The sequence below is a fragment of the Gilliamella sp. wkB112 genome (assembly GCF_001690685.1).
Classification (GTDB): Bacteria; Pseudomonadota; Gammaproteobacteria; order Enterobacterales; family Orbaceae; genus Gilliamella; species Gilliamella apicola_J.
In genome coordinates this window covers 104,270-129,839 of the sequence record NZ_LZGL01000020.1, presented here as the reverse complement: position 1 = coordinate 129,839, position 25,570 = coordinate 104,270, and the positions used below count along the sequence as shown (strand labels likewise).

General features: G+C 34.5%; 19 protein-coding genes. 17 read left to right on the top strand and 2 right to left on the bottom strand.

From position 1 onward, the window contains the following. The first annotated feature begins 38 nt into the window (after positions 1-38). The 9 genes from tyrS (at position 39) to adk (ending at position 8,949) form a co-directional block, all read left to right on the top strand. The gene (gene tyrS, locus A9G12_RS11105; protein ID WP_218056641.1) at positions 39-1,310 is read left to right on the top strand and encodes a tyrosine--tRNA ligase; all 1,272 of its coding nucleotides are present in this window, start codon (positions 39-41) and stop codon (positions 1,308-1,310) included. Between the two features lie 323 nt (positions 1,311-1,633). After that, on the top strand, positions 1,634-2,074 hold the full coding sequence (locus tag A9G12_RS11100) for a helix-turn-helix domain-containing protein (protein ID WP_065565916.1): 441 nt from the start codon (positions 1,634-1,636) through the stop codon (positions 2,072-2,074). 86 nt (positions 2,075-2,160) lie between these two features. Then, positions 2,161-3,270, top strand: a complete 1,110-nt coding sequence (gene ispG / locus A9G12_RS11095; RefSeq protein ID WP_065565915.1) for a flavodoxin-dependent (E)-4-hydroxy-3-methylbut-2-enyl-diphosphate synthase — start codon at positions 2,161-2,163, stop codon at positions 3,268-3,270. 24 nt (positions 3,271-3,294) lie between these two features. Continuing rightward, positions 3,295-4,572 (top strand): histidine--tRNA ligase, encoded by a 1,278-nt coding sequence (gene hisS, locus A9G12_RS11090; protein WP_065565914.1) that lies wholly within the window; start codon positions 3,295-3,297, stop codon positions 4,570-4,572. 23 nt (positions 4,573-4,595) lie between these two features. Then, positions 4,596-5,321 (top strand): YfgM family protein, encoded by a 726-nt coding sequence (locus A9G12_RS11085; RefSeq protein ID WP_065565913.1) that lies wholly within the window; start codon positions 4,596-4,598, stop codon positions 5,319-5,321. 28 nt (positions 5,322-5,349) lie between these two features. Next, a complete protein-coding gene (bamB, locus tag A9G12_RS11080) occupies positions 5,350-6,522 on the top strand; it encodes an outer membrane protein assembly factor BamB (protein WP_065565912.1) in 1,173 nt (390 codons plus the stop codon). Positions 6,523-6,540: 18 nt separating this feature from the next. Beyond that, the gene (gene der, locus A9G12_RS11075; protein WP_065565911.1) at positions 6,541-8,013 is read left to right on the top strand and encodes a ribosome biogenesis GTPase Der; all 1,473 of its coding nucleotides are present in this window, start codon (positions 6,541-6,543) and stop codon (positions 8,011-8,013) included. A 3-nt stretch (positions 8,014-8,016) separates the two neighbouring features. Next, positions 8,017-8,268: a YfgJ family double zinc ribbon protein gene (locus tag A9G12_RS11070; protein WP_065565910.1), complete on the top strand. Its 252-nt coding sequence runs from the start codon at positions 8,017-8,019 to the stop codon at positions 8,266-8,268. A gap of 36 nt (positions 8,269-8,304) precedes the next feature. Then, positions 8,305-8,949, top strand: coding sequence for an adenylate kinase (gene adk, locus A9G12_RS11065; RefSeq protein ID WP_065565909.1), 645 nt, complete (start codon positions 8,305-8,307; stop codon positions 8,947-8,949). A gap of 150 nt (positions 8,950-9,099) precedes the next feature. On the opposite strand, the gene ybeD is transcribed toward adk, so the two are convergent. Further along, on the bottom strand, positions 9,100-9,366 hold the full coding sequence (gene ybeD / locus A9G12_RS11060) for a DUF493 family protein YbeD (protein WP_065565908.1): 267 nt from the start codon (positions 9,364-9,366) through the stop codon (positions 9,100-9,102). A 205-nt stretch (positions 9,367-9,571) separates the two neighbouring features. Here ybeD and gss point away from each other — a divergent pair, with 205 nt between their 5' ends. Then, on the top strand, positions 9,572-11,446 hold the full coding sequence (gss, locus tag A9G12_RS11055; protein ID WP_065565907.1) for a bifunctional glutathionylspermidine amidase/synthase: 1,875 nt from the start codon (positions 9,572-9,574) through the stop codon (positions 11,444-11,446). 93 nt (positions 11,447-11,539) lie between these two features. Here gss and A9G12_RS11050 read toward each other — a convergent pair whose 3' ends face one another. Continuing rightward, positions 11,540-13,522, bottom strand: coding sequence for a sigma-54 interaction domain-containing protein (locus A9G12_RS11050; protein ID WP_065565906.1), 1,983 nt, complete (start codon positions 13,520-13,522; stop codon positions 11,540-11,542). A gap of 209 nt (positions 13,523-13,731) precedes the next feature. Here A9G12_RS11050 and A9G12_RS11045 point away from each other — a divergent pair, with 209 nt between their 5' ends. From A9G12_RS11045 to A9G12_RS11015, 7 genes are all read left to right on the top strand, one after another. Continuing rightward, a complete protein-coding gene (locus A9G12_RS11045; protein ID WP_065565905.1) occupies positions 13,732-14,517 on the top strand; it encodes a hydroxypyruvate isomerase family protein in 786 nt (261 codons plus the stop codon). Positions 14,518-14,857: 340 nt separating this feature from the next. Further along, positions 14,858-15,868, top strand: coding sequence for an inositol 2-dehydrogenase (gene iolG, locus A9G12_RS11040; RefSeq protein ID WP_065565904.1), 1,011 nt, complete (start codon positions 14,858-14,860; stop codon positions 15,866-15,868). A gap of 174 nt (positions 15,869-16,042) precedes the next feature. Continuing rightward, positions 16,043-16,468 carry a PTS sugar transporter subunit IIA gene (locus tag A9G12_RS11035; RefSeq protein WP_065565903.1) on the top strand — a complete coding sequence of 142 codons (426 nt, stop codon included), beginning with the start codon at positions 16,043-16,045 and terminating at the stop codon, positions 16,466-16,468. An 83-nt stretch (positions 16,469-16,551) separates the two neighbouring features. Further along, a complete protein-coding gene (locus A9G12_RS11030; RefSeq protein ID WP_141674164.1) occupies positions 16,552-17,964 on the top strand; it encodes a sugar porter family MFS transporter in 1,413 nt (470 codons plus the stop codon). Between the two features lie 331 nt (positions 17,965-18,295). Beyond that, positions 18,296-19,837: an SrfA family protein gene (locus A9G12_RS11025; protein WP_065565901.1), complete on the top strand. Its 1,542-nt coding sequence runs from the start codon at positions 18,296-18,298 to the stop codon at positions 19,835-19,837. A gap of 8 nt (positions 19,838-19,845) precedes the next feature. Next, positions 19,846-22,872: a virulence factor SrfB gene (locus A9G12_RS11020; protein WP_065565900.1), complete on the top strand. Its 3,027-nt coding sequence runs from the start codon at positions 19,846-19,848 to the stop codon at positions 22,870-22,872. Further along, positions 22,869-25,541, top strand: coding sequence for a putative virulence factor (locus A9G12_RS11015; protein WP_065565899.1), 2,673 nt, complete (start codon positions 22,869-22,871; stop codon positions 25,539-25,541). The genes A9G12_RS11020 and A9G12_RS11015 overlap by 4 nt, the downstream gene beginning before the upstream one ends. Positions 25,542-25,570 lie beyond the last annotated feature (29 nt).

The following is a 25,570-nucleotide window of genomic DNA, read 5'->3' as shown; positions in this document are numbered from 1 at the left end:
TAGAATATAAACGAAACAAAATTTAATAGGTAAATATCATGACAAAAAATGTGATCAAACAACTTCAAGAACGTGGATTGATTGCTCAGCTTACCGATGAAAAAACTCTAATAGAGTTGATTGAACAAAATCCTATTGCACTTTATTGTGGTTTTGATCCAACTGCAGATAGTTTGCATCTTGGTCATTTAGTCCCATTACTTTGTTTAAAGCGTTTTCAATTAGCAGGTCATAAACCTGTAGCCTTAGTAGGTGGTGCAACTGGTTTAATAGGTGATCCAAGTTTTAAAGCAGTTGAGCGTAAATTAAATACCGAACAAACTGTTGTGGAATGGAGTGAAAAAATTAAACAACAAGTTTCGCCATTTCTAGATTTTAATTGTGGCGATAATGCTGCTATTGTCGCCAATAATTATGATTGGTTTGGTGGTATGAATGTACTCACTTTTTTACGAGATATTGGTAAATATTTTTCAGTAAATGCCATGATTAACAAAGAATCAGTTAAACAACGAATTGATCGTGATGATGTTGGTATTTCGTTTACTGAATTTTCGTATAGTTTATTACAGTCTTATGATTTTGCGTGCTTAAATAAATCACATAATGTGATTTTACAAATTGGTGGTTCCGATCAATGGGGAAACATTACTGCAGGTATAGATTTAACTCGTCGCTTACATCAAAAACAAGTTTATGGTTTAACCGTTCCGCTAATTACTAAATCTGATGGTACCAAATTTGGGAAAACAGAAAGTGGTGCGGTATGGCTTGATCCGAAAAAGACCAGCCCATATAAATTCTATCAGTTTTGGATTAATACTGCTGATACAGATGTCTATCGATTCCTAAAATTCTTTACATTTATGCCATTAAGTGAAATCGATGCGTTGGAAGACGAAGATAAAAGTAGTGGCGTGGCTCCGCGGGCACAATATGTTCTTGCAGAACAAGTAACTCGTCTAGTGCATGGTGAGGAAGGATTAACAGCCGCTAAACGCATTACAGAAAGTTTATTCTCAGGGAAGTTAAGTGATTTATCTGAGGATGACTTTGCTCAATTAGCTCAAGATGGTATGCCAACATTGGCAGTGGCAAATGATGTGGATTTACAACAAGCGATTGTTAATGCAGCGTTCGCACCATCTAGAGGACAAGCAAGAACCATGATCGAATCAAATGCAATCTCAATTAATGGTGAACGCAACTCTACAATAGATTATCGTTTTTCAGATAATGATAAACTTTTTAATCGCTATACATTATTACGCCGTGGTAAAAAATATTATTGCTTGCTGATTTGGAATTAATAAGTGAAAAATATTTTGTCTATTTAGTCATATATAGTAGCTATGTTGGGAATAATGTTGTTGTATTCCCAATATGGCGGATTATTTTTTACAAATATTTTAGCGACTAAGAAAAATAAGTTGGATTATTTGAACACACAATTGCTATGGTTTATGCAATTGTGTTTGAAATACTGAAAAAGATGAATAAGAATTACAATTAGTCGCAGCACAAAACGAGATAGATAGGCTAACTTAATAGTTTACTGCGAAAAAAATTGATTAATTGTGAAAATATGCAAAAATGAAATTAGTTTACTACAAAAATAAATCATGAGGGGATAATGGACAATATTTCATTGGGAATGATGCTATCTAATTTGAGGGAACAAAAAGGGCTAACTCAAGACGATATTGCCGGTAAACTCCATGTGCGTAAAACAGTAGTAGCTGATATTGAAAATGATAAAATAATCGATATTGATACTCCACTTGTTTTTATAAAAGGTTATATTCGTTCTTATGCTGAAATTATAGGGTTATCGGCAGAAGAATATCAACCTTTTATAAATGCTTTAACCCAACAATATAAGTCTTACCAAGTAAAGAATCATATTCCCAATTATCAAAAAAGGAGACGAGGAATAAAATTATTACTTATCTGTTTGATTATTCTTATTGGTGCTCTTGGTGTAACAATGTATTGCATAAATAAAGAAAGTAAAAGTAATTTAGTTGAAGTTAGTCATTATATTTCCCCGTCATCCAATCATATTAATAGTTAACAAATTTTATTATTCTGATACAGACATTTGTCTCAAATATTGTTAAGATCGCTGGCTAGTTATTTTATGATATAGTTAGGCGCGTTATGAGTCATCAAGATTCACCAATTATAAGGCGAGAGTCAACCCGAATTTATGTCGGTGATGTGCCTATTGGTGGCGGAGCTCCAATTGCAGTTCAATCTATGACGAATACTCGAACAACGGATGTTGAAAAAACAGTGGCTCAGATCCAAGCTCTTGAACGAGTTGGAGTGGATATAGTTCGCGTTTCAATCCCAACAATGGATGCTGCGGAAGCCTTCAAATTTATTAAGCAACAAGTAAAAGTACCACTAATTGCAGATATTCATTTTGATTATCGTATAGCTTTAAAAGTTGCAGAATATGGTGTGGATTGTTTAAGAATTAATCCTGGCAATATTGGTAACGAATCGAGAATTCGTTCTGTAGTTGATTGTGCTAAAGATAAAAATATTCCGATTAGAATTGGTGTTAATTCAGGATCGCTAGAAAAAGATATTCAAGAAAAATATGGTGAGCCGACGCCACAAGCAATTGTGGAATCGGCCATGCGCCATGTTGATATACTTGAACGGTTTGATTTTGATCAGTTTAAAGTTAGTGTTAAAGCGTCAGATGTTTTTACCGCAGTTGATGCTTATCGATTATTAGCCAAGCAGATTAAACAACCTTTACATTTAGGAATTACTGAAGCTGGTGGTGTTCGTAGTGGAGCAATTAAATCTGCAATAGGGTTAGGGTTGTTATTATCTGAAGGGATTGGTGATACCTTACGAGTATCTTTAGCAGCGGAACCAACCGAAGAAGTGAAAGTTGGATTTGATATTTTAAAATCGTTACGGATTCGATCTCGTGGTATTAATTTTATTGCTTGCCCTACTTGTTCACGTCAAGAATTTGATGTGATTAGTACGGTAAATACTTTAGAACAACGCTTAGAAGATATTATTACGCCAATGGATGTATCCATTATTGGTTGTGTTGTAAATGGTCCAGGCGAAGCTTTAGCCTCTACAATGGGAGTTGCTGGTGGACATAACAAAAGTGGTTTTTATGAAGACGGAGTGCGAATTGGTCGGATTGATAACGAAAAGATGATTGATGAGTTAGAGGCTAAAATTCGTGCTAAAGCTTTAATGTTGAAAAACCGAATTGCAACGACTGAATTATAATTTTATTAAATAGTGAATAAACGAATGACAGATAAAAAAATCCAATCTATACGGGGAATGAACGATTTACTGCCAACAGAAAGTGCTAGTTGGCAACTGATTGAAAAAATAGTCAAAAATGTATTAAATAGTTATGGTTATAACGAAATCAGAACCCCCATTGTTGAAGATACTGCATTATTTAAACGTGCGGTAGGTGAAGTAACAGATATCGTTGAAAAGGAAATGTATACTTTTAACGATCGTAACGATGAAAGTATTACTTTACGCCCAGAAATTACTGCGGGTTGTGTTAGGGCCGGAATTGAACACGGTCTGTTTTATAATCAAGAACAACGGCTTTGGTATTTAGGACCAGCGTTTCGTTATGAAAAACCACAAAAAGGCCGTTATCGCCAATTTCATCAATTTGGTGTAGAAGTGTTTGGGCTTGAAGGTCCGAACATTGATGCAGAACTTATCTTATTAACAGCCCGTTTTTGGAAAGCTTTAGGTATTGAAAAGCATACCACACTTGAACTCAATTCTATTGGCTCATTAGATGCAAGAGCTAATTATCGTAATGCTTTAGTAAGTTTTCTTGAACAGCACAAAGATAAATTGGATGAAGATTGTGTACGTAGAATGTATACTAATCCACTACGTGTACTTGATTCAAAGAATTCTGTGGTTCAAGAACTACTTAATCAGGCTCCAAAACTATTTGATTATTTAGATGATGAATCGAAAGAGCACTTTGATGGATTATGTCGCTTATTAGATAATGCTGGTATAAAATATAATATTAATCAACGATTAGTTCGAGGTTTAGATTATTATAATCGTACAGTTTTTGAATGGGTTACCAACAGTTTAGGGGCACAAGGCACTGTATGTGGTGGTGGTCGTTATGATGGGCTAGTTAGTCAATTGGGAGGGCAGTCAACATCAGCAGTTGGTTTTGCAATGGGTGTTGAACGATTGGTTTTATTAGTTCAGGCGGTTAATCCATCATTAAATCGTGATAACTCGATTGATGTTTACATGATCTCATCAGGTGATGAAAAAACCATTTCTTCAGCACAATGTGTTGCTGAACAATTACGTGATGGTTTACCAGATAAACGCATTGTAACAAATTATGGTTCGAGTAACTTTAAGAAACAATTTGCCAAAGCCGATAAATTAGGTGCTAAAATAGCGGTTATTATTGGGGAAAATGAAATAACTAACCAATCAGTAACGATCAAAAATTTACAAACAGGCGAACAAGTTGAAGTAGCACAAAAAGAGGTTGTTCAAACTTGTTTGGCTTTAGTGTAAAGTAAAGGAAACAGGAGAAAAACGTGAGTCATCAATTATCGAGTGAAGAACAATTTGCCGAGATAAAAGAGTTTCTTGCTAAAACTTGGAAAATTATTGTTGCTGTTATTATTATCGGATTATTAGCTTTTTGGGGTTGGCGTTATTGGCAATCTTATCAAAACCAAAAAATGATAGACGCGTCTGATAAATATGAACAATTAGTTGCAAAGTTAGATGATACTAAAACTGATTCAGTTAATGAATTAGTCGCTTTTGCTAAAGAAAATAATTCAATTTATAGTGTGTTTGCTAATCTCCGTGCGGCACAATTTTATGTTGAAGTATTAAAGGATTATTCTGGAGCACAAGAACTATTAGTTGATGGATTGAAAAAAAATAAAGCAGAACCAATTAAATCTATTATTAGTATTCGAATTGCGCGCTTGCAATACCAACAAGGGCAATATGAACAGAGTTTAAATTCTTTAAATAATGTCACAGAGGAAAGTTGGGCGCCAGTTGTTAATGATATTCGAGGTGATGTATTGGTAAAAATGACTCGATATGCCGAGGCTGTTGATGCTTATAAAGTTGCTTTAAACTCGCAACCGACTAAAGAGTTGGAAGTAAATATCAAAATGAAGTTGAATCAAACTGAATATTTAAACGAAAAACAACAACTAGAACAGAAAGCTCAAGCTGATAAAGAAAAAGCAGAGCAAGAGGCTCAGGCTAAAGAAGCTACAAGCGAGCAAAATAAAAATTAATTTATCCTGATATTAAGGGTCATATACAATGAAGTTATCAAAATGTCTTTTTACCAGTGTTTTTATGTTATCACTTGCTGGATGTTCTTTATTTGGTGGTGAAGAAGAAGTTGTTCAAGTTTCACCTTCACCCACAGTAAACAACCAATTTCCTATACAACAAATATGGCAAAATAGTACCGCAGGTAACACTCATATTTATTCATTATTGGGTCCAATCAATTATGACAACGCTATTTATGTTGCCAGCCGTAGCGGACAAGTGAAAGCAATTGATTTATCGAGTGGTAATACTTTATGGGATGTAAATTTATCCAAAAGTACTCTGTTTAGTAGTCATACGGCATTATTTTCTGGTGGGGTAAGTGCGGATGATAAATATGTTTATGTCGGTAGTGAGCGAGCGGTTGTTTACGCATTAGAACGTAATACAGGTAAAGTGATTTGGGAAAAGGCCGTGAAAGGTGAAGTTCTTGCTCGCCCAGTTTCATCTGAAGATAAAGTGATTTTACATACAGCTAATGGCTTTTTACAAGGATTAAATCGTGATACAGGTGATGATTTATGGGATCTTTCTCTTGAAGTTCCACCTTTATCATTAAGAGGTAATTCAACACCAACTATTGCTCATGGTGCAGCAATTGTTGGCGATGATAATGGTCGAGTAAATGCTTACTATATTAACGATGGTCAACTAATTTGGCAGCAACGTATTTCTCAACCATCAGGATCTACTGAAATTGCCAAATTAAATGATGTTGATTCGACTCCTGTTGTTGAAGGTAATTTAGTTTATTCTGTTGGTTATAATGGTAACGTTGTTGCACTTGACTTAAGTAATGGTCAAATTGTATGGCGAAAAGAACTAGGTTCTACCCACAGTTTTGCGGTTGATTCTACTCGATTGTTCGTTGTTGACCAAGATGACAACGTTCAAGCGGTCTCTAAAAATGGTGGGGCAGAAATTTGGAAACAAACTGGTTTTCTACATCGCCAATTGACCGACCCTATCATTTATCAGAATTATATTATTGTTGGTGATTTCGAAGGTTATCTTTACTGGCTAAATATCGACACTGGTGAGCTAGCTGCTAAAACTCAAGTAAGTAGTAGCGGATTAATATCTAAACCATTAGTAGTGGATAATAAATTAATTGTTCAGGCTAAAAATGGCGATATTTACGCTTTTATAAAGAACTAAAGTAATCAGAGAATAAGAATGATACCAGTTGTAGTACTTGTTGGCCGACCTAATGTTGGAAAGTCCACTTTATTTAATCGGTTAACACGAACACGTGATGCGTTAGTTGCTGATTTTCCTGGATTAACTCGTGATCGTAAATATGGTCGCGCTGAAATTAAAGGCCATGAATATATTGTCATTGATACCGGTGGTATTGATGGCACAGAAGATGGTGTTGAAAGTTTTATGGCTGAACAATCCTTACAAGCCATAGAAGAAGCTGATATTGTCCTTTTTTTAGTTGATGCCAGAGCTGGTGGGATGCCTGCCGATCATGCGATTGCTAAACATCTACGTGCTCGTCAAAAAGCTACTTTTTTAGTGGCCAATAAAATTGATGGTATTGATGCTGATACAGCAATTTCCGATTTTTATTCCTTAGGGCTAGGTGATATTCATCCAATTGCGGCCAGTCATGGAAGAGGGGTAAGCTCCTTAATTGAAACGGTGTTAGATCCCATTTTTCAATTTGAAAATGATGAAAATGTTGCCGATGCTAATCTCGATGAGAAATTTCAAGATTTGCCTGAATCTTATGATGATTTAGCATTAGATGAATCTGATTCGCTAATTAATCAACCAATTAAAGTGGCTATTGTTGGTCGTCCTAATGTTGGTAAGTCAACACTAACTAACCGGATTTTGGGTGAAGAGCGTGTTGTGGTCTATGATATGCCTGGCACCACCCGTGACAGTATCTATATTCCTATGACCCGAGATGAACGTGAATATATATTAATTGATACCGCAGGGGTTCGTAAACGAGGTAAAGTAACTGAAGTAGTTGAGAAATTTTCAGTTATTAAAACATTACAAGCTATTGAAGACGCCAATGTTGTTATTTTGGTCATAGATGCAAGAGAAGGTATTTCAGATCAAGACCTGTCGTTACTAGGTTTTATTATTAATAGTGGGCGCTCACTTGTTATCGCTGTTAATAAATGGGATGGTTTAACTCAAGATATTAAAGAACAAGTAAAAAACACTTTAGACGATAGGCTTGATTTTATCGATTTTGCGCGTTTACATTTTATTTCTGCATTACATGGTAGTGGGGTTGGTAATTTATTTGATTCAATCCAAGAGGCTTATGATTGTGCTACTCGCCGCGTTAATACGGCATTATTAACAAAAATTATGCAAATGGCGCAGGATGATCATCAACCGCCATTAGTTCGTGGTCGTAGAGTTAAATTAAAATATGCTCATGCTGGTGGTTATAATCCTCCTATTGTGGTTATTCATGGTAATCAAGTTGAAGATTTGCCTGATTCATACAAACGTTATTTAATGAACTATTTTAGGCGGTCATTAAAAATAATGGGTTCACCAATCCGTATTCAATTTAAAGAAGGTGCTAACCCATTTGAAGGTAAAAAAAATAGTTTAACGGCATCGCAACAACGTAAACGTCGTCGATTAATGAAACATGTTAGAGGTCGTAAATAGTTTATGCCAAATAAAACATTGGATAGTAAGAGTCAAGAAGGTTTATGCCCTAAATGTCATAATAAAATGAGTGTGGTTTCACCACAGCATTATAATTGTCCTCATTGTAAACAGCATTATCTTGAACAGTTTATTTGTCCAACTTGTCAAAAGCCGGCTCAAATGATCAAAGGTTGTGGAGCCATTAATTATATTTGCCAAACAGATGGGCTAATATCAAGCAGTAAAGTTATATTTCATTATTTACCAGAATAAAGAAGTCTTTTTAATAAAGCCATAAGAGGTTATTTCATGCGAATTATTTTATTAGGAGCACCTGGAGCGGGGAAGGGAACTCAAGCACAATTTATTATGCAAAAATATGGTATCCCTCAAATTTCAACCGGTGATATGTTACGTTCAGCCGTAAAAGCTGGAACTACTCTAGGTTTGCAAGCTAAAGAATTAATGGATGCCGGTAAACTAGTTACTGACGAATTAGTTATTGCTTTGGTTAAAGAACGTATTGCGCAAAGTGATTGTGCTAATGGTTTTTTATTGGATGGGTTTCCACGTACTGTTCCGCAAGCAGATGCGATGAAGGCGGAAGGCATAAATGTTGATTATGTTCTTGAATTTGATGTGCCGGATTCAGTCATTATTGATCGTATGAGTGGGCGTCGAGTTCATCCAGGATCAGGCCGAGTTTATCATGTTCGTTATAATCCACCAAAAGTTGACGGTATTGATGATGTAACTGGTGAACCATTAACCATACGCAAAGATGATAGTGAAGAAATTGTCCGCAAACGTCTGGTTGAATATCATGATCTAACTAAACCTCTAATTAGTTATTATCAACAAGAAGCCAAAAATGGTAGCACCAAGTATTTTTGTGTTGATGGTACCAAAGCGGTAGCTGAGGTAACTAAAGAGTTAACCAAAATTTTAGGTTAATTGCCATTTATCATCAAAAATGGGGAAGCTATAATCTTCCCTATTTTCATATCTTATAGAAGGTGAGTAGCATTTAAGCCCTGTTTAAAGTCGGCAATAATATCATCGAAAGACTCTATTTTTAGATAATAATTATACAAAAGTAAAGTATTATAAAACCATTCTCACAATATCAATTTCACCTAATTCTTTGTATAAATTTTCAACCTGATCAATATGAGTGGCATTAATTGTTATTGATACAGAATGATAGTTGCCTTTACTACTCGGTTTTATTGATGGCGAATAATCTCCTGGTGCGTGGCGTTGGATAACAGTGATCACCTTATCCACTAGTTCAGGTTTAGCCTCCCCCATAACTTTATAAGTAAAAGGGCAAGGAAAATCTAATAATTCATTTAATTTAGTCTGTTGCATAATTTTATTGTTCTCATTTTTTTATGGCATATTTACAAGGTATTATTACCTATGGTAACAACTATATATAGGCATTTTGCTGTACTTCAAGTCAGTTAAATTCAAACACTGCTTTTTAAAGTATATAAATTGATCTATGATGGACAAATTTTAGCATAGTTCAGTTTTAAAAAATTTTTATTTATTAATATAAGGTCATTGCAACATGTTAGTTAATCCAGATCATAAGGAACCTTTTGGTACATTATTAGGTTATGCGCCAGGAGGAGTAGCTATTTATTCATCTGATTATGATTCAGTGAATAAGCAACAATATCCGGATGATTCTTCATTTCGTAACTATTTGGAGCGAGAGTATATGGGCTATAAATGGCAATGCGTTGAATTTGCTAGGAGGTTTTTATATTTAAACCATGGATTGGTTTTTACTGATGTTGGTATGGCGCATGAAATTTTTTCATTACGATTTTTACGTCAAGCAATCAATGAAGCAATTTTACCACTGCAAGCATTTGCTAATGGTAGTAGAAAACGACCTGAAGTCGGAGCCTTATTAGTTTGGGATGACGGTGGTTTTTTTAAACGTACGGGGCATATTGCCATTATTACTGAGGTATTCGATGATAAAATTCGAATTGTAGAACAAAATTTGACTCATACTCGGCTGCCAAAAGGGCAGCAATGGACACGAGAGTTGGCGATGACAGTTTCAGATAATGGTTATCTTTTACATGATACCTTCGATGACACTACTATTTTAGGGTGGATGATTCAAACCGATAACACCCAATATAGCTTGCCACAACCACATGTGCCCAAAGCTCTGCTTACTATACGAAGTGCACATATAAATAATCAAAATCAATTTGATGGTAAATGGTTAAACGAACAAGAACCAGTAGAAAAAGCCTATATTTTAGCTTCTGGTCATGCAATTAATCATGATGATCATTATCGTTATTTCACCATATCTGAAAGTGCTGAACAAGAGCTGATTCGAGCAACGAATGAGTTACATTTAATGTATTTACATGCAACGGATAGAGTCCTAAAAGATGATAATCTATTGAAATATTTTAATATTCCTGAAATATTATGGCCAAGGTTACGTTTATCTTGGCAACAACGTCGTTACCAAATGATTTCAGGGCGATTAGACTTTTGTATGGATGAACGTGGTTTAAAGGTTTATGAATATAATGCTGATTCCGCTTCCTGCCATACTGAAAGTAGCATTATTTTACAAAAATGGGCAATCCAAGCAGGATTAACGGTTGGTACCGATCCAGGTAGAGGTTTACTTAATTCTCTGGTTAGTTGCTGGAAGCATAGTGATGCCAAGCCTTTTGTTCATATTATGCAAGACAATGATAGTGAGGAAAACTATCATGCACTTTTTATGCAAAAAGCATTAACTCAAGCTGGTTTTAATAACAAAATATTGTGTGGATTAGATGGATTGCATTGGGATAAACGTGGTCGTTTAGTCGACGATGAGGATCGCCAAGTCACTTGTGTATGGAAAACATGGGCATGGGAAACAGTTTTGGAGCAGCTGCGTGAAGAAAGTGAAGCGCAAACTGCTGGCTTACCAATTCGTACTGGTCATCCAGAAAATGTAGTTAGATTAATTGATGTTTTATTGCGACCAGAGGTATCGGTTTTTGAACCATTATGGACGGTTATACCAAGTAATAAAGCTATCTTACCAGTATTATGGTCTTTGTTCCCTCACCATCGTTATTTATTAGAGTCTACTTTTACGCTTAATGATAGCTTAATAAAAAAAGGTTACGCAGTTAAACCTATCGCTGGTCGTCGCGGTAGTGATATTCAACTAGTAAGTAATCAAGAGCAAATTTTAGATCAAACAGTTGGAAAATTTGCACAGCAAGAAAATATATATCAAGAATTGTGGTGCTTACCCAAAGTAGATAACCGTTATGTTCAAATATGTACTTTTACTGTTGGTGGGCATTATGGCGGCACTTGTTTGCGTTCAGATCCTTCTTTGGTTATTAAAGGCGAAAGTGATATGCAACCATTACGAGTTTTAGCGGACGAAGATTTTTTAGAATAGTAGTGAAGTGTAAAGATGTTTCAGGAGTGCTATACGTTTGAGTATGGAAATAAATATAAATTAAAAAATGGTAATAAGATATTATCTTTGTAGTTATCGATAATCATCTGGATTAATATTATATTTATTCAGCTTATTGTATAGCGTTCCTCGAGATAAGCCTAGTAATAAAGCGCATTGACGTAAATTACCCTGAGTTTCGTGCAAACATTCAATTATTTGTTTAACTTCGTTTTGCTTTAAACGGTTATTTGTCAGAGAAGTTCGAGGTTTTGAATTAAATAATGCAATTTCAGCAGGAATATCTGATAAGTTTATCAGCTGAGTTTGTGAAAAATGGATACAACGCTCAATAATGTTTTCAAGTTCTCGAACATTACCAGGCCAAGGATATTGCATAAAAAGCTGGATTACCTCATCAGAAAATTTAACAGGAGGTTTTTGTAATGAGGCACAAATTCGTGTTTGAAAGTTATGGATAAGTTCTGGGATATCACTAATTCTATCCTTTAATGCCGGAACATAAATTGACATCACATTTAGTCGATAATAAAGATCTTGCCGAAAAGAACCACTAATAATTGATTGTTGTAAATTTTTATTGGTCGCAGCAATAATTCTGACGTCAATTTTTTGTGACTGTTCACTACCAATACGTGTGATTTCATTTTCTTGAATAACACGCAATAAATTAGTTTGGACTTCAATAGGCATATCGCCAATTTCATCAAGAAATATTGTACCACCGTTAGCTAATTCAAATTTACCCGGTACCCCTCCACGTTTAGCACCTGTAAATGCACCTTCAACATAACCAAATAATTCACTCTGCACTAGTTCTCTAGGTAGTGCGCCACAGTTAACAGCAATAAACGGTTCATCCTTTCGTTTACTTGCATTATGAATAGCTTGAGCAAATAATTCTTTTCCGGTACCACTTTCACCTAAAATTAGTACCACTGAATTATTTTGGCTACACAATTTAGCAATATTGATAGCATATTGAATAGCAGAAGAATGACCAATGATAGAATTAAAATTATATCGCGCTTGTGCCCCCATAATTTTTTGTGTAATTTTATGGATACGTTTTTTTTCTCGGATGGATAAAATAAATTGATTAAATGGTATAGGTGTCACAGATAACATACATTGTAATAATGTCCTATTTTTTAAAGTAATCGTAAGTTCTAAATCTTGATATTTATTATTGTTAGTAAAAATTAGTAAATCTTCTTTTGAAAAATTCGCAATATCTTGTAATGAAAGTGATGAAGTATCAATGTGCTGTTCTAACTGAAATAATTGGCGAGCATAATTATTAATTGCATGTATATTATGATTATGATCAATAACAATAATACCCTCATTGAGGGCTTCAATGAACATCTTTTCTTTTTCTAGAAGTTGGTACAATTGTATTTGATGAGAGATTGCATTAGCCGCAGCTTGCACAGTCCCTAATGAGTGATAATGAAATAGCTCATTTTCACCCATTGTGAGTGTAATAATTCCGATAATATTATTATTCACATCTTTAATTGGTGCAGCGGCACAATCCATATTACGTTTGCGTAATTCGACATTATAAATTTCTGCAGATAACACATAAACCAGTTTTTTTTCATTAATGCACCGTCCAGTACAATTAGTTCCTTGTACATCTTCAGTCAGAATACTTCCAATTGGTGTAATAGGTAAACCACATATGTAAAGTACAACTCCATCAGATGTAGTTAAATTTATATGTCCATGACTATTATAACTCAATAATCCTTGCATAATTACTGAAGCGATTTGAATCAATCTTTGATTATCGTTAATTATTTTTTTGCTTTGTTCAAGCGGCATAATCTGGTAATAAGTTTCTTTAAATGGATTAATTCCTTTTTGGGTGGATTTTAGCCAAGAATCATAAATTTTTTGTCTTAGATGAGGGGACTTTTCACCTGTTTGTTGAAACAGGTCCCAAGCATCATCTAAATTTTTTAATGTTTTCTTTTTATCATATTCATTACCTAACAGTTTAATCTGAATTAAATCTTCACCATCAATTTTTTCATTGTCGAATGTCATCAAATATTCTCGCTTTGTCACGATTATTAATGTTCAGTATATAGACATGTTCAGTTTGCCATGTCTTTTTTTTATACAAATCGTGACAAGGTTCAAAAAAAAAATGAATAACTTCAAAATATAAACAATATTATTCAATTGGCACAATAATTGCTTTACTAACAATAGTATCAATTTCTTTTTTAATAAATAAAACAAGGAGAATAGTGATGAAATTTGCTAAATCAGCATGTATTGACGCTATGTATACTGAATTACCTTTTATTGAACGTATTGTTGCTGCCAAAAAAGATGGTTTTGAGTACATTGAATTTTGGGGATGGCCAGATAAAAATATCGATGAAATAAAAAAGATAGTACAAGAAGTCAATATTGGAATTAGTGGTTTTAATGGTGATGCAGAACTTTCGTTAATTGATCCGGAACAGAAAAAGGATTATTTGGCTTATTTGTCTGCATCAATTGAAGTGGCAAAAAAATTAGGCTCAAAGGCAATAACTATTCACTCAAATGGACTGGGTGATCAAGGTATAGTCATTGATGATTATATCAATTTATCTACCACAGTAAAAACCTGCGCAATGTTTGACACGTTATTAACGTGTGCAGAGTTGGCTGAAAAAAATAATATTCAGATGAACTTAGAACCATTGAATATTAAACATGATCATGTTGGTAATTACTTGGCAACGACCAAAATGGCAGCGGAAATGACAAGATTGATTAATAGTCCTAAATTAAAAGTACTTTATGACATTTATCATATGCAAATTAATGAGGGGGATATCTGTGTAAATTTATCTGAATTTATCGATCAGATAGGACATATTCATGTGGCTGATAATCCTGGACGACATGAACCAGGAACTGGTGAAATCAATTATAAATTTGTATTTGAATATTTAGAAAAGATTGGGTACAAGGGCATAATAGGTTATGAACTATTTCCTGAAACCACCACTGCAAAAGCTGTTAAAGCCATTATGTCTTATTAAATTTTCTGCAAAAAGATTAATTACTTAAAACTAAAAGATGCGCCAAATGCGCATCTTTTTATTTTTTAATTGTAAAAATATTTTAAAGATAAAAGTACATTTCAATATATGAAGTGGCAAAGTATTTATTTGCATAAATTATTGTTCAGTATACAAACATGTCAATTTATACATGTTGAAAAATTACACATATAAATTTTAATTAAATTAGAAATAAATAGAAAAATCAATATATAAAAATAATTTTGATGGTTGGCATAATCATTGCAATAACAATTAGTAGTACTTACACATAAAGATTACAAAATTTATTTCAGTGATTAAAATTTTGGAGGTTTAAATGATTGTTGGAATTTTTGGTATTGGTCGTATCGGAAAGGTACATGCAGAAAATATTACTCGCTATTTCCCTGATATTCACATAAAAGCGATTGCTGATCCTTTTATGAGTGAAGAATCAGTAAATTTTTGTAAACAGATTAATGTACCCGTTATTACAAATGATTGTAATGTAATTCTAAATGATAAAGAGATTGATACTGTTTTAATTTGTTCTTCAACCGATACTCACTCTTCTTTATTGATTGACTCAGCAAATGCAGGGAAAAATATTTTTTGTGAAAAACCGATAGATTATGATCTCGATAAAATAAAAGCAGCATTAAATGCAGCTCAAAAAAACAAGATTACGTTACAAATAGGTTTCTGCAGACGTTTTGATCATAACCACAAATCTGTGCATGACCTTGTACAAGCAGGCAAAATTGGTACTCCTCATATTATTAAAATTAGCTCACGAGATCCTTCACCTCCACCGATCAGTTATGTCAAAGTCTCAGGAGGTATCTTCTATGACATGATGATTCATGATTTTGATATGGCGAGATTTTTAGCGAATGATGAAGTGGAAGAAGTTTACACAAGTGCCTCAGTATTAGTGGATAAGGCGATCGGTGAAGCCGGTGATGTGGATACCGCGGTTGTGACCTTAAAATTTAAATCAGGGACGATTGCTGTGATTGATAACAGCCGCCAGGCTGTTTACGGTTATGATCAGCGCGTTGAAGTGTTCGGTTCGAAAGGCTGTGCAATTAATGGTAATGATACATCATCAACAGCTCAAGTTTGGGGGGAACATGAAACGGTGACTGACACGATTATCAAAGGTATGTGGGACCGTTATCGAGGTGCTTTTATTGCTGAAATTGAAGCTTTTTGTGACGCAGTTAAAAATAAAACAGAACCAAAAGCAACTGGAGTAGATGGTTTGTATTCAGTACTAATTGCTGCCGCTGCAACAAAATCATTTAAAGAAAAAAGAGTCGTCAAATTATCAGAGATTGTGTACTGAATAAATTGAAACTATTTTAAGAATCATATGAATTAAATTTCAGTCAACAATGTTGATAGAAAAAGGTGAGCTGTTGAGAAATCCCTTACAGCTCAAAATCTCTCATTCGTATACCTATCAATGATGAGATACACGATATGAGAGATATATTCATAATTGAAAAGGGGACTATGTATGTTAGAACTTACCACTAACGACATCACTTTAGGATGCCAAGAACAAAGTAAATCAGAGGTGCTTTCCAGAGTTTGTCAAGTATTTCAAACTAAGGGCTTTACTTCATCGAAATGTCTAGAACAATTGGAGGCAAGAGAAAAGCAAATTTCAACATATTTAGGTAATGGTATCGCCTTACCTCATATTTCAGATCACCAAAGAAATATTGTACAACATAGTGGTGTACATATTTTTCAATTTCCACACGGTATTAGGTGGGATAAATTTCATATTGCGTTTTTAGTTATTGCTGTTGCAGCACAAGAGCAAGAACATCTAACCATTCTTAAAGATATCGCCTCGTTATTGTCCAATGAGTTGGTGACAAGAGCATTATCATCCGTAAGCAATAAAGACGATTTTCTAAAAATTTTAAAAGGCTAAAAAAATAAAAACATTGTTAATAATTAGCATTATTTAATGCTAACTAAGGATTTTTTTGCCTAAAAAATAAAGGATTACACATTATGAACGAAAAATCGATAAATAGACGAATTAAATATATGCCATTAATTGCTGCAATTGGTGGACTTTGTTTTGGATATGATACTGGTGTTATTTCAGGTGCATTACTTTTTATGGGAGAAGATCTACATTTAACCCCTGTTACTGAAGGCTGGGTAACCTCATCACTACTGATTGGTGCTTGTATCGGTTCTTTACTGGGTGGTTGGTTTTCTGATGCAAAAGGGCGACGAACATTAATTAGATTAGTTTCAATTTTATTTATTTTTGGAGCAATAGGAACATCAATTGCGTGGGATTTATCTAGCATGATAATGTTTCGAATTTTGTTAGGTATTGCAGTTGGAGGTGCATCTGTTGTTGTACCTGTTTATATCGGTGAAATAACTCCAGCACGTTTTAGGGAAACACTTACATCAGTGAATGAAGTCATGATTGTAACAGGACAATTAATGGCTTATTCGGTCAATGCAGGAATTGCAGTGGCTTTTCCTGAAGCTTCCCACAATTGGCGATGGATGCTTGCTATTCCAGCAATCCCAGCGGTTTTATTATGGATAGGTATGATGTTAGGGCCGGAGTCGCCAAGATGGCTTGCTAAAAAAGGACGCCTTAATGAAGCAAGAGCGATGCTTGATAAATTCCGAGATAAGGCAATTGATAATGTTGAAGATGAATATAAAGATATTTGTCTTATTGCAAAATTAGACACAACAAATAAAAGTAATCTTCGTGAAATTTTACAACAAAAATGGGCTAAAAATTTATTATGGATTGGTACGTTAATTATTGTGGCTTCGCAAATTACTGGCGTTAACGCTATTATGTACTATGCACCAACGGTACTAAAAACAACAGGACTTGGTACAGAAGCCGCACTGGTTGCTACAATTGGTAATGGACTTGTTTCTGTTTGTGCAACTATCATTGGCCTATCAATTATTGCCAAAATCAATCGTCGTCGGATGTTTTTGACAGGTCAGATTGGATGTACAATCTCATTATTTGCAATTGCTTTTTCATTTAATGCTTTTTTCCATACAGAAATCATTAATGGTGAAAATGTTATTGTCGCTAGTTTCGAATATGCCAGTTATGTTGTATTGTTATTTATGCTTGTTTTTTTGCTCTTTATGCAAGGTTGTCTTGGTCCTGTGTTTTGGCTTATGTTATCTGAAATATTTCCACTCAGTATGCGTGGATTGGGAATGGGATGGACAGTATTATTGCATTGGGTTGTAAACTTCTTTGTTGCACTCTTTTTCCCAATATTATTAGGTTGGGTAGGAAGTAGTATTACCTTTGCGTTGTTTGGCTGTGTTAATATCGTAATGATTCTATTAATTGTACGGTATTTACCTGAAACACGAGGAAAAACTTTAGAAGAAATTGAAATTCAGTTTACTCAACCATAAATAAAATAAGCTGTTTTTCATAATTTATGAGAAACAGCTTGGGTGTATAATTTTATTATTACAAAATCTCTCTTTTCCGTTTTATAAATATATTATTCATCATGCTAATAGTATTTTTATATTAAAGAAAACAAATAACCTATGTCTTTCAAATTCAATTTATAAAGGCCATATCAGTAAAAACAATTAATATAATTAGTTATATGTCATATATTATCATTTTGTAATGATTTGAATTTTAATAAGTTATCAGATCCTTTTCTCTAGCAATTACAACTGTCAGTTTTTCTGCTAGAATAATTTCGATTATTTAAACTATACCAAGGAATATATGGCAAATACATTACTAAGAAGTGGTGATATTAAGGATTTTAAAATACTCGGCCATGATGGTAAAGCGGCTTATTTAGTCGCTACTCAAATCAGGGAAATGTTTAGAGTAAAATTAGGTAAACAATATGCAGATTTTCTAGCTATTCCCCAACGCAATGATCAAGGAAATATTGTTGATTGGTATATTCCTTTTGACGCAAGTCAACCCGAAGGGCAGTACGATATTATACCGTGGACATCCGCTAGTGAAGAGGAACAACGCTCGGCCCTGATTTTGCTTAAAGAGTTTGAACAACAGGTTGTGAATTTAGGTGAGAAGTTAGCCAGTAACCCTAATTTGGAAGGGGATCAATTACTTTTTAGTCGTTTGATTTATGATCCTAAGCATGATGCTAATAGTCTTGAACCTAATTTGATGGCAATACGTTTCCCAAGTAATCAGTTTGTTTATATTGTTGATGGCAAACCAGTGATTACCTTTTGGGGATTTATTAATTCACAAACTCCACAAGCCAGTTCGCCATTTTATTGCTTAGAGCCAGTAAAAAAACAACTAGCAACCGTACCGCCTGTTATTCCTGCGAGTGAGGGACCCGTTATAGATAAAAAACCTTGGTGGCGACGTTGGTGGGTATGGTTACTAGGTTTATTACCTTTGTTGTTACTATTGTTGGCAATATTTTGGCTCCGAGGTTGTTTTCTAAAACCACAAGTTTCACTTAATCCCAATCTGTCATTAAATAATGATAATACCAGCTTACCTGCGGCAGTAACTGAACAACAAAAAGAAAAAGATCCACAAGTTAGAGACGTTATTATTGATAGAAACGTTGGTGTTGTTAATGGGACTACAACCAATGGTACTACCGCGATTGATCCTAATGGTGTAGCAACGAATGTTAATGAAAAAGATGCCAATGTTGATAATGCAGCTAATGCAGATAAAAATGGTAGTGATAATAACCAAAATTTAGGCGCTCAACCAAATAACGATGGTCAAGTTAATAATCCTGACTCTAATAATCCAGACAGTCAAAATCAACAACCAAATCCGGCTGATTTGAATAACAAAGATAATCCACCAGAACCGCAAACTGGTACTGACAACAAAGATCAGACTTCGATACCAGCAAATAAAGATAATAATGCCAATGCCAATGTTGATCCTAATAAGTTAACTTTACCTAAAGATGCAATGCAACAAGGCTCAACAAAATTTCTGAATGGTCAATGGTCTGTAGGTGGTGGTATTCAAGATAAGGCAACTGGCAAACCATTACAGTTATCTTATAATTTTAATCAAGGGAATGGTGAAGTCACAGTAACACGCAGTGACGGTGTTAAATGTGTTGGTAAAGTTAGTAGCGGTATTCAAAATGCCAATTTAAATATTGCTAGTAATACCGAAGCTATCTGTAGTGATAATACTAAATATCAATTACCAAAAATTCAGTGTACATCTGGCAAAAATAATCAAGCTAATTGTCAGGGAATTTATAATAACGGGATTTCGTTCCCAATTACTATGAAACAACAATAGGGTTGTATATGCTTCCGGAAATACGCAACTATGGTCAAGAAGTCACTTTAATTATGAATAGTGGTATTCAATTTCTTGATTTTGCACTAAAAATAAATTGGAAAGATAATCAATGGCGTAATAAATTAAATGGTTGTTTTATCGACCCTTCAGAAAGTGGCGCCCTAATTAGACTGATTGAAGATGTTGATAATGGTAAATTTTTTGCTCCTGATAATCTATCTTTTGCTGTTACGCCAACACAAGAAATTAGTGTTGATCAATCCTTGAAACTGTATGATGGTATTTGGTTACCGATTCCGGTGTTAAGATCAATACCGCCTGAACGTTTTGATAAAGGCCCTCATAATTGGAGTCGAGTTAGGATTGTTAGTATTCCCGAAGGGGAAGATCCCGATGGTAACACTCATCGTATCTCCTTTGCATTTGATACTAAAATTTTTGCTAATATGCAGGATGTTGCTTATCTTGCTCCAACCGATAATGATGTTAAAACTGGCTCGGTATTTAGTTTAGCCCATCGTTCAGATCAAGTTTCATGGTTTTTAGAACTTAAATGGATAACCAACTGGTTAATCGACTTATTTAAAGAATTAGCGCCACAACCAGAGCGCTTGAAAATGCACAAAGATGATATTAACCAAGAAATTAATAATAAAGCCTATTATGGTCATTATTTAAATATTATTCATTTACTAGCTGATTCATTACATATGCCTACCATTAAGATCGTCTCCAATAATAGAGATGATATTGTCAAATCGATTCCAGTAGATATGATTCTTGATGTTGGTAATTCTAGAACTTGCGGGATTTTAATTGAAGATCATGTTCAGGATAAAGATAGCTTAAATCGCCGATATGAGCTTGAAATCCGAGATTTGACCCAACCAGAGCATATTTATAACGAACCTTTTGAAAGCAGAGTAGAGTTTGCGCAAACTTTTTTTGGTAAGGAACATTTTTCATTACAGAGTGGGCGCCGAGATACTTTCCGATGGCCAAGTATTGTTCGAGTGGGTAAAGAAGCCAGCCGTCTGGCCAGCCGACGAGAAGGAAATGAAGGGGCAACGGGGCTCTCTAGTCCAAAACGTTATCTTTGGGATCAGGCTAAATATGAACAAGGTTGGCGTTTTAATTCTCATTATGTAAAAAGTGATCATGAACCATTTGCAACTTCAGAACCTTTTTCTAGCTTAATTAACGAATATGGTGAAGCTTTGCATATTCTAAGTAATGATATTGCCGAAGAATATGATCGTAAAATGCCGGTTTTCCATCCTAAATATTCACGTAGTTCTTTGATGACATTTATGCTATGTGAAGTGTTAATGCATGCTTTAATGCAGATGAATAGTGTTGCTCAACGCAATAAACTTGAACACGCCAAAACGCCGCGGAATTTACGCTCAATTATTTTAACCATTCCACCGGCTATGCCTAAACCAGAGCAAGCTATATTCAAATCGTGTGTATACCAAGCCATTGGCCTAGTATGGAAAAGTCTTGGTTGGGATAATTCCGATGAAAATATTGATTTTAACAATCCCGAACAATTAAAAAATGTTTGGCCTAATATTCCTGAGGTTCATGTTCAATGGGATGAAGCAACTTGTGGTCAAGTTGTTTACCTATTTAATGAAACCCAAAATAATTATAATGGTCGATCAGAAGAGTTTATTGCTTCAATGGTGCGTCCGGATAAACCTAATAAGCAAAAACTAACGATTGCAACAGTAGATATTGGTGGTGGCACTACTGATTTAGTGATCAATGATTATGAACTTGATTATGGAGCAAGTAATCAAGTAAATAGTAGTAATGCTTATATTGTGCCAACGCAGTGTTTTCGAGATGGTTTTAAAGTTGCTGGTGATGATATTTTACTTGATTTTATACAAGATACAGTATTAACCGCATTAACCAATGGCTTAAAACAAGCAGGTCTCGCTGATCCTAATCCAATTTTGTCAACCATTATTGGTTCACAGCAACTTTCTATTCAAGATGCCGTTTTACGACAACAGCTGACATTACAGTTATTCACACCGATTGGTTTACAGGTATTAAAAGCGTACGAACTCTACGATCCTCTACGTGCGGAACAACATGTTTATAACGCGACTTTTAAGGAGTTATTACAACATCATATAATGACTGACAATGTACTCAATTTTATTAATGAACCTATTAGACGTGCATTAAATAACCCGGAATTTTCAGTACTTGATTTGAATATTGAAATTAACCTAAAACGTATTCACCATTTGTTTATTCGTGGTGACTATTACAATATTTGTAAAACATTTGATGCATTATCTGAGATTATTAGCTGTTATCAATGTGATGTGTTGCTATTAACGGGTAGGCCTTCACGGTTACCTGGTGTCCAAAGTTATTTCCGTTCCCGATTATCAATTCCAGCTGGGCGTATTTTACCTCTTCATGGCTATTATACCGGTAGTTGGTACCCATTCCATAAACAGGAACGGATAGATGATCCAAAAACTACCGCAGCAGTAGGTGCGATGCTTTGTTTTTTAAGTAAGAACCTACGGCTTCCTAATTTCTATTTTAGATCGTCTAATATAAATTTGTATTCAACGGTTAAGTTTATTGGGTTGTTAGATAACCTAAATATGATAAAAAAAGAAAATGTCTATTATCGCGACATTGATTTAGACGATCCAGATTATGATTTCCCAGAGATTTCTTTTGAAATTAGGGGAACGACTAGACTTGGTTTTAAACAATTAGAAATTGAACGTTGGCCAGCATCACCAATTTATACAATAACTATTGAGAATAGTGAAGTAGCTAAACGGCTTAGTGCTGATGGTGCCGTGCTTGAAGTTACATTAGGGATTAATAATAGACAAAAATCTGTTGAAAGTTTTTATATCAAAAATGTAAGTGCCTCGGATGGCCGTTCATGTAGTAAAAATCAGGATATTAAACTGAATTTAAATACAATGGTTAATTCGGGCTTAATTAGTACACAGTATTGGCTGGATAGTGGAATGATAAAACGATGAAAAATTTAAACGAACAACTTCCTAAATCTTGGGATCAGGTTTATCAAGCGTCAGCTAAAGCAATTACATGGGTGGAACAAACTCGCGCCTCATCAAAACGTTTGCATAATGAGGCGGATGGTTTAATTCTTGAATTACGTCGTTTACGTAATAGTGCTAAGAGATTAGGTGATGTATCAACTAAATCTGTGGCGGTAGGATTTTTTGGCTTATCACAAGCGGGGAAATCTTATCTTATCTCCGCATTAGCTGCAGGGGCCAATGGTAAACTTGAAACTGTTGTCGATAATGAAGTTTTAGATTTTATCGATCACGTTAACCCAGTGGGTAGTGGTAAAGAAGCGACTGGTTTGGTAACGCGCTTTAGTCGAATTGCCAAAGGTGGCATTGCCAACTATCCATTAGAGTTAAAATTATTCCAAGAAATTGAAATTGTTAAAATCCTTATTAATGCCTATTTTAAAGATTTCGATCAACAAAAAGTAACCAATAACATAGAATTTTCACAACTAAACCAATTGATTCAACGGTTAGAAAATAAAAAACAAGCGGATAAAACCGGTGGTATTACCGAAGATGATATTGTGGATCTTTATGATTATTTATCAGAAAATTTTGGTAATTCACTTGAAGGGTTAAAAGGTGGTTATTGGGAAAAAGCGATACACTTACTACCTTACCTTTCGATTGTAGAGCGAGGCGAACTTTTAGCTGTTCTCTGGGGTGGAATTAGTGAGTTGACAATAGTTTATGTACAATTAGCCACTACTTTATCTAGCTTAAACCATGCTAGTAACGTATATGCACCACTGACGGTCTTAATTAAAGACAATAATGGTACTAAGTCACAAATTGACAGTATTATGAATGTGGATATTCTTGAACGGTTAAACACTGCTCGTGATTCCACTGTAACTATAACCCCACTTAATGGTGTTCCAACTTCAATTTCTTTAGCGCAATTGGCTTTTTTGACTGCAGAGTTAATTTTCCCATTAGTTAATAAGACGCGAGTAACAACCTTTGAAAATGTAGATTTATTGGATTTTCCTGGTTATCGAGGTCGTTTAAATTTGCTTTCCATTGCGGATGTTAAAGAGGGTAACCCTATTGCACAACTTCTGTTGCGGGGTAAAGTCGCTTATCTTTTTGAAAAATACACCGATAGTCAAGAAATGAATGTTTTAGTTGTTTGCACTCCTTCAGATAAACAGTCAGATGTTAATGATGTTGGGCCTGTACTTGAGCGCTGGATTGACAAAACTCAAGGTGAAACAGCCGAAAAAAGAGCTACTAAAAAAGCAGGATTGTTATGGGCTATCACGATGTTTGACAAGCGTATTGGCACGTCGCTAACACTATCAGAAGATAATCTTAAAAACAGTTGGGGTAAAGGTGGTTTGCTTCAACAAACTATTCTTGAACGTTTTGGTAGTTATGATTGGTTAACCAATTGGTCTAATGATCGTAAATTTAACAATGTTTTTCTAGTACGTAAACCTGGATTTGATGTACCGTTTTTAACAGTGGATCCTGTTACTCATCAAGAGCAATCTTATAATGATAGTTATCAAGAAAAGATGCTTATGCTGAAAAATACTTTTGTTCACAATGTTGATATTCAAGAATATGTGAATGAACCAGCTATAACTTGGGATGCTATGTTAAAGTTGAATGATGGTGGAATAGAACGTATTAGTCAATATCTAGAACAAGTTGCTATCACCGAAGTAAAACAGCAACGTATTGTTGAGCAACTTAACGAGAAAATTGATTATATCATCAATATGCGTTTTGATACTTGGTATCAAGCTGATAGCGATGAAGAATTAGGTAAGAAAAAACAAATTATTGCAGATGTTATTAAAAAATTACAAGGTAAAGCTTTATTACTTGGTGAATTACTGAAAACACTTGAATTACCGGAACAGACTGTCAGAGCTCTTTACCACTCAAATCAAGCAGATAGTGAGATAACTAGAGATAATCAAGACAATAATGTAGATGATTTAACCAATGATTTTGGATTAAATACTGATTTTGAATTATTCTCAGATAATAATTCGCCTTTAGATATTCAACCAACCACTACTTTACCCATTGAATCAAAATTTGCTAAGACAGTATTTACGGCATGGTTAGATTATTTAAGAAATATTGTGTTGGATAAACATATAGTACAGTTTTTTGGTTTAGAACAAAAAACGCTCTCGTTTGTAGTTGAAGAGCTTATTACCGCAGCCAATCGTTTAAAGCTGGAAAACAATTTAAGTGAACGAATTTTGAAAAATGAAAATACTGGTAATAAACGAGATGATCTTGAGTCTAGACAGCTCAGTACAATTCATACTTTACTAGCTGATTTTATTGCATGGGTCGGTTTTATCCAAGGACAAGTAACCGATATACCGATGAGTCGAGTTAATCAAGGTAAACCAATATTTTCTTCACCAGTAAGCGAGTTTACCAATCAATCAACCCACCCTTTACCAAAATTGGATGATAAAACAAAGAATTATTCTCAATATGCCATATTTGATTGGTTTATTGCTTTTGCGATTTTGGCTCAAGAAAATGTTGGGCATCATGCCGGACGTGAAATAAGTCAGGAACAAAATAGTCAACTAGGTGAGATTTTAAAGACATTTAAACAGTCTCAGATAAATTAAAGTAGTCTGAAAATGATTGATTAGATAAT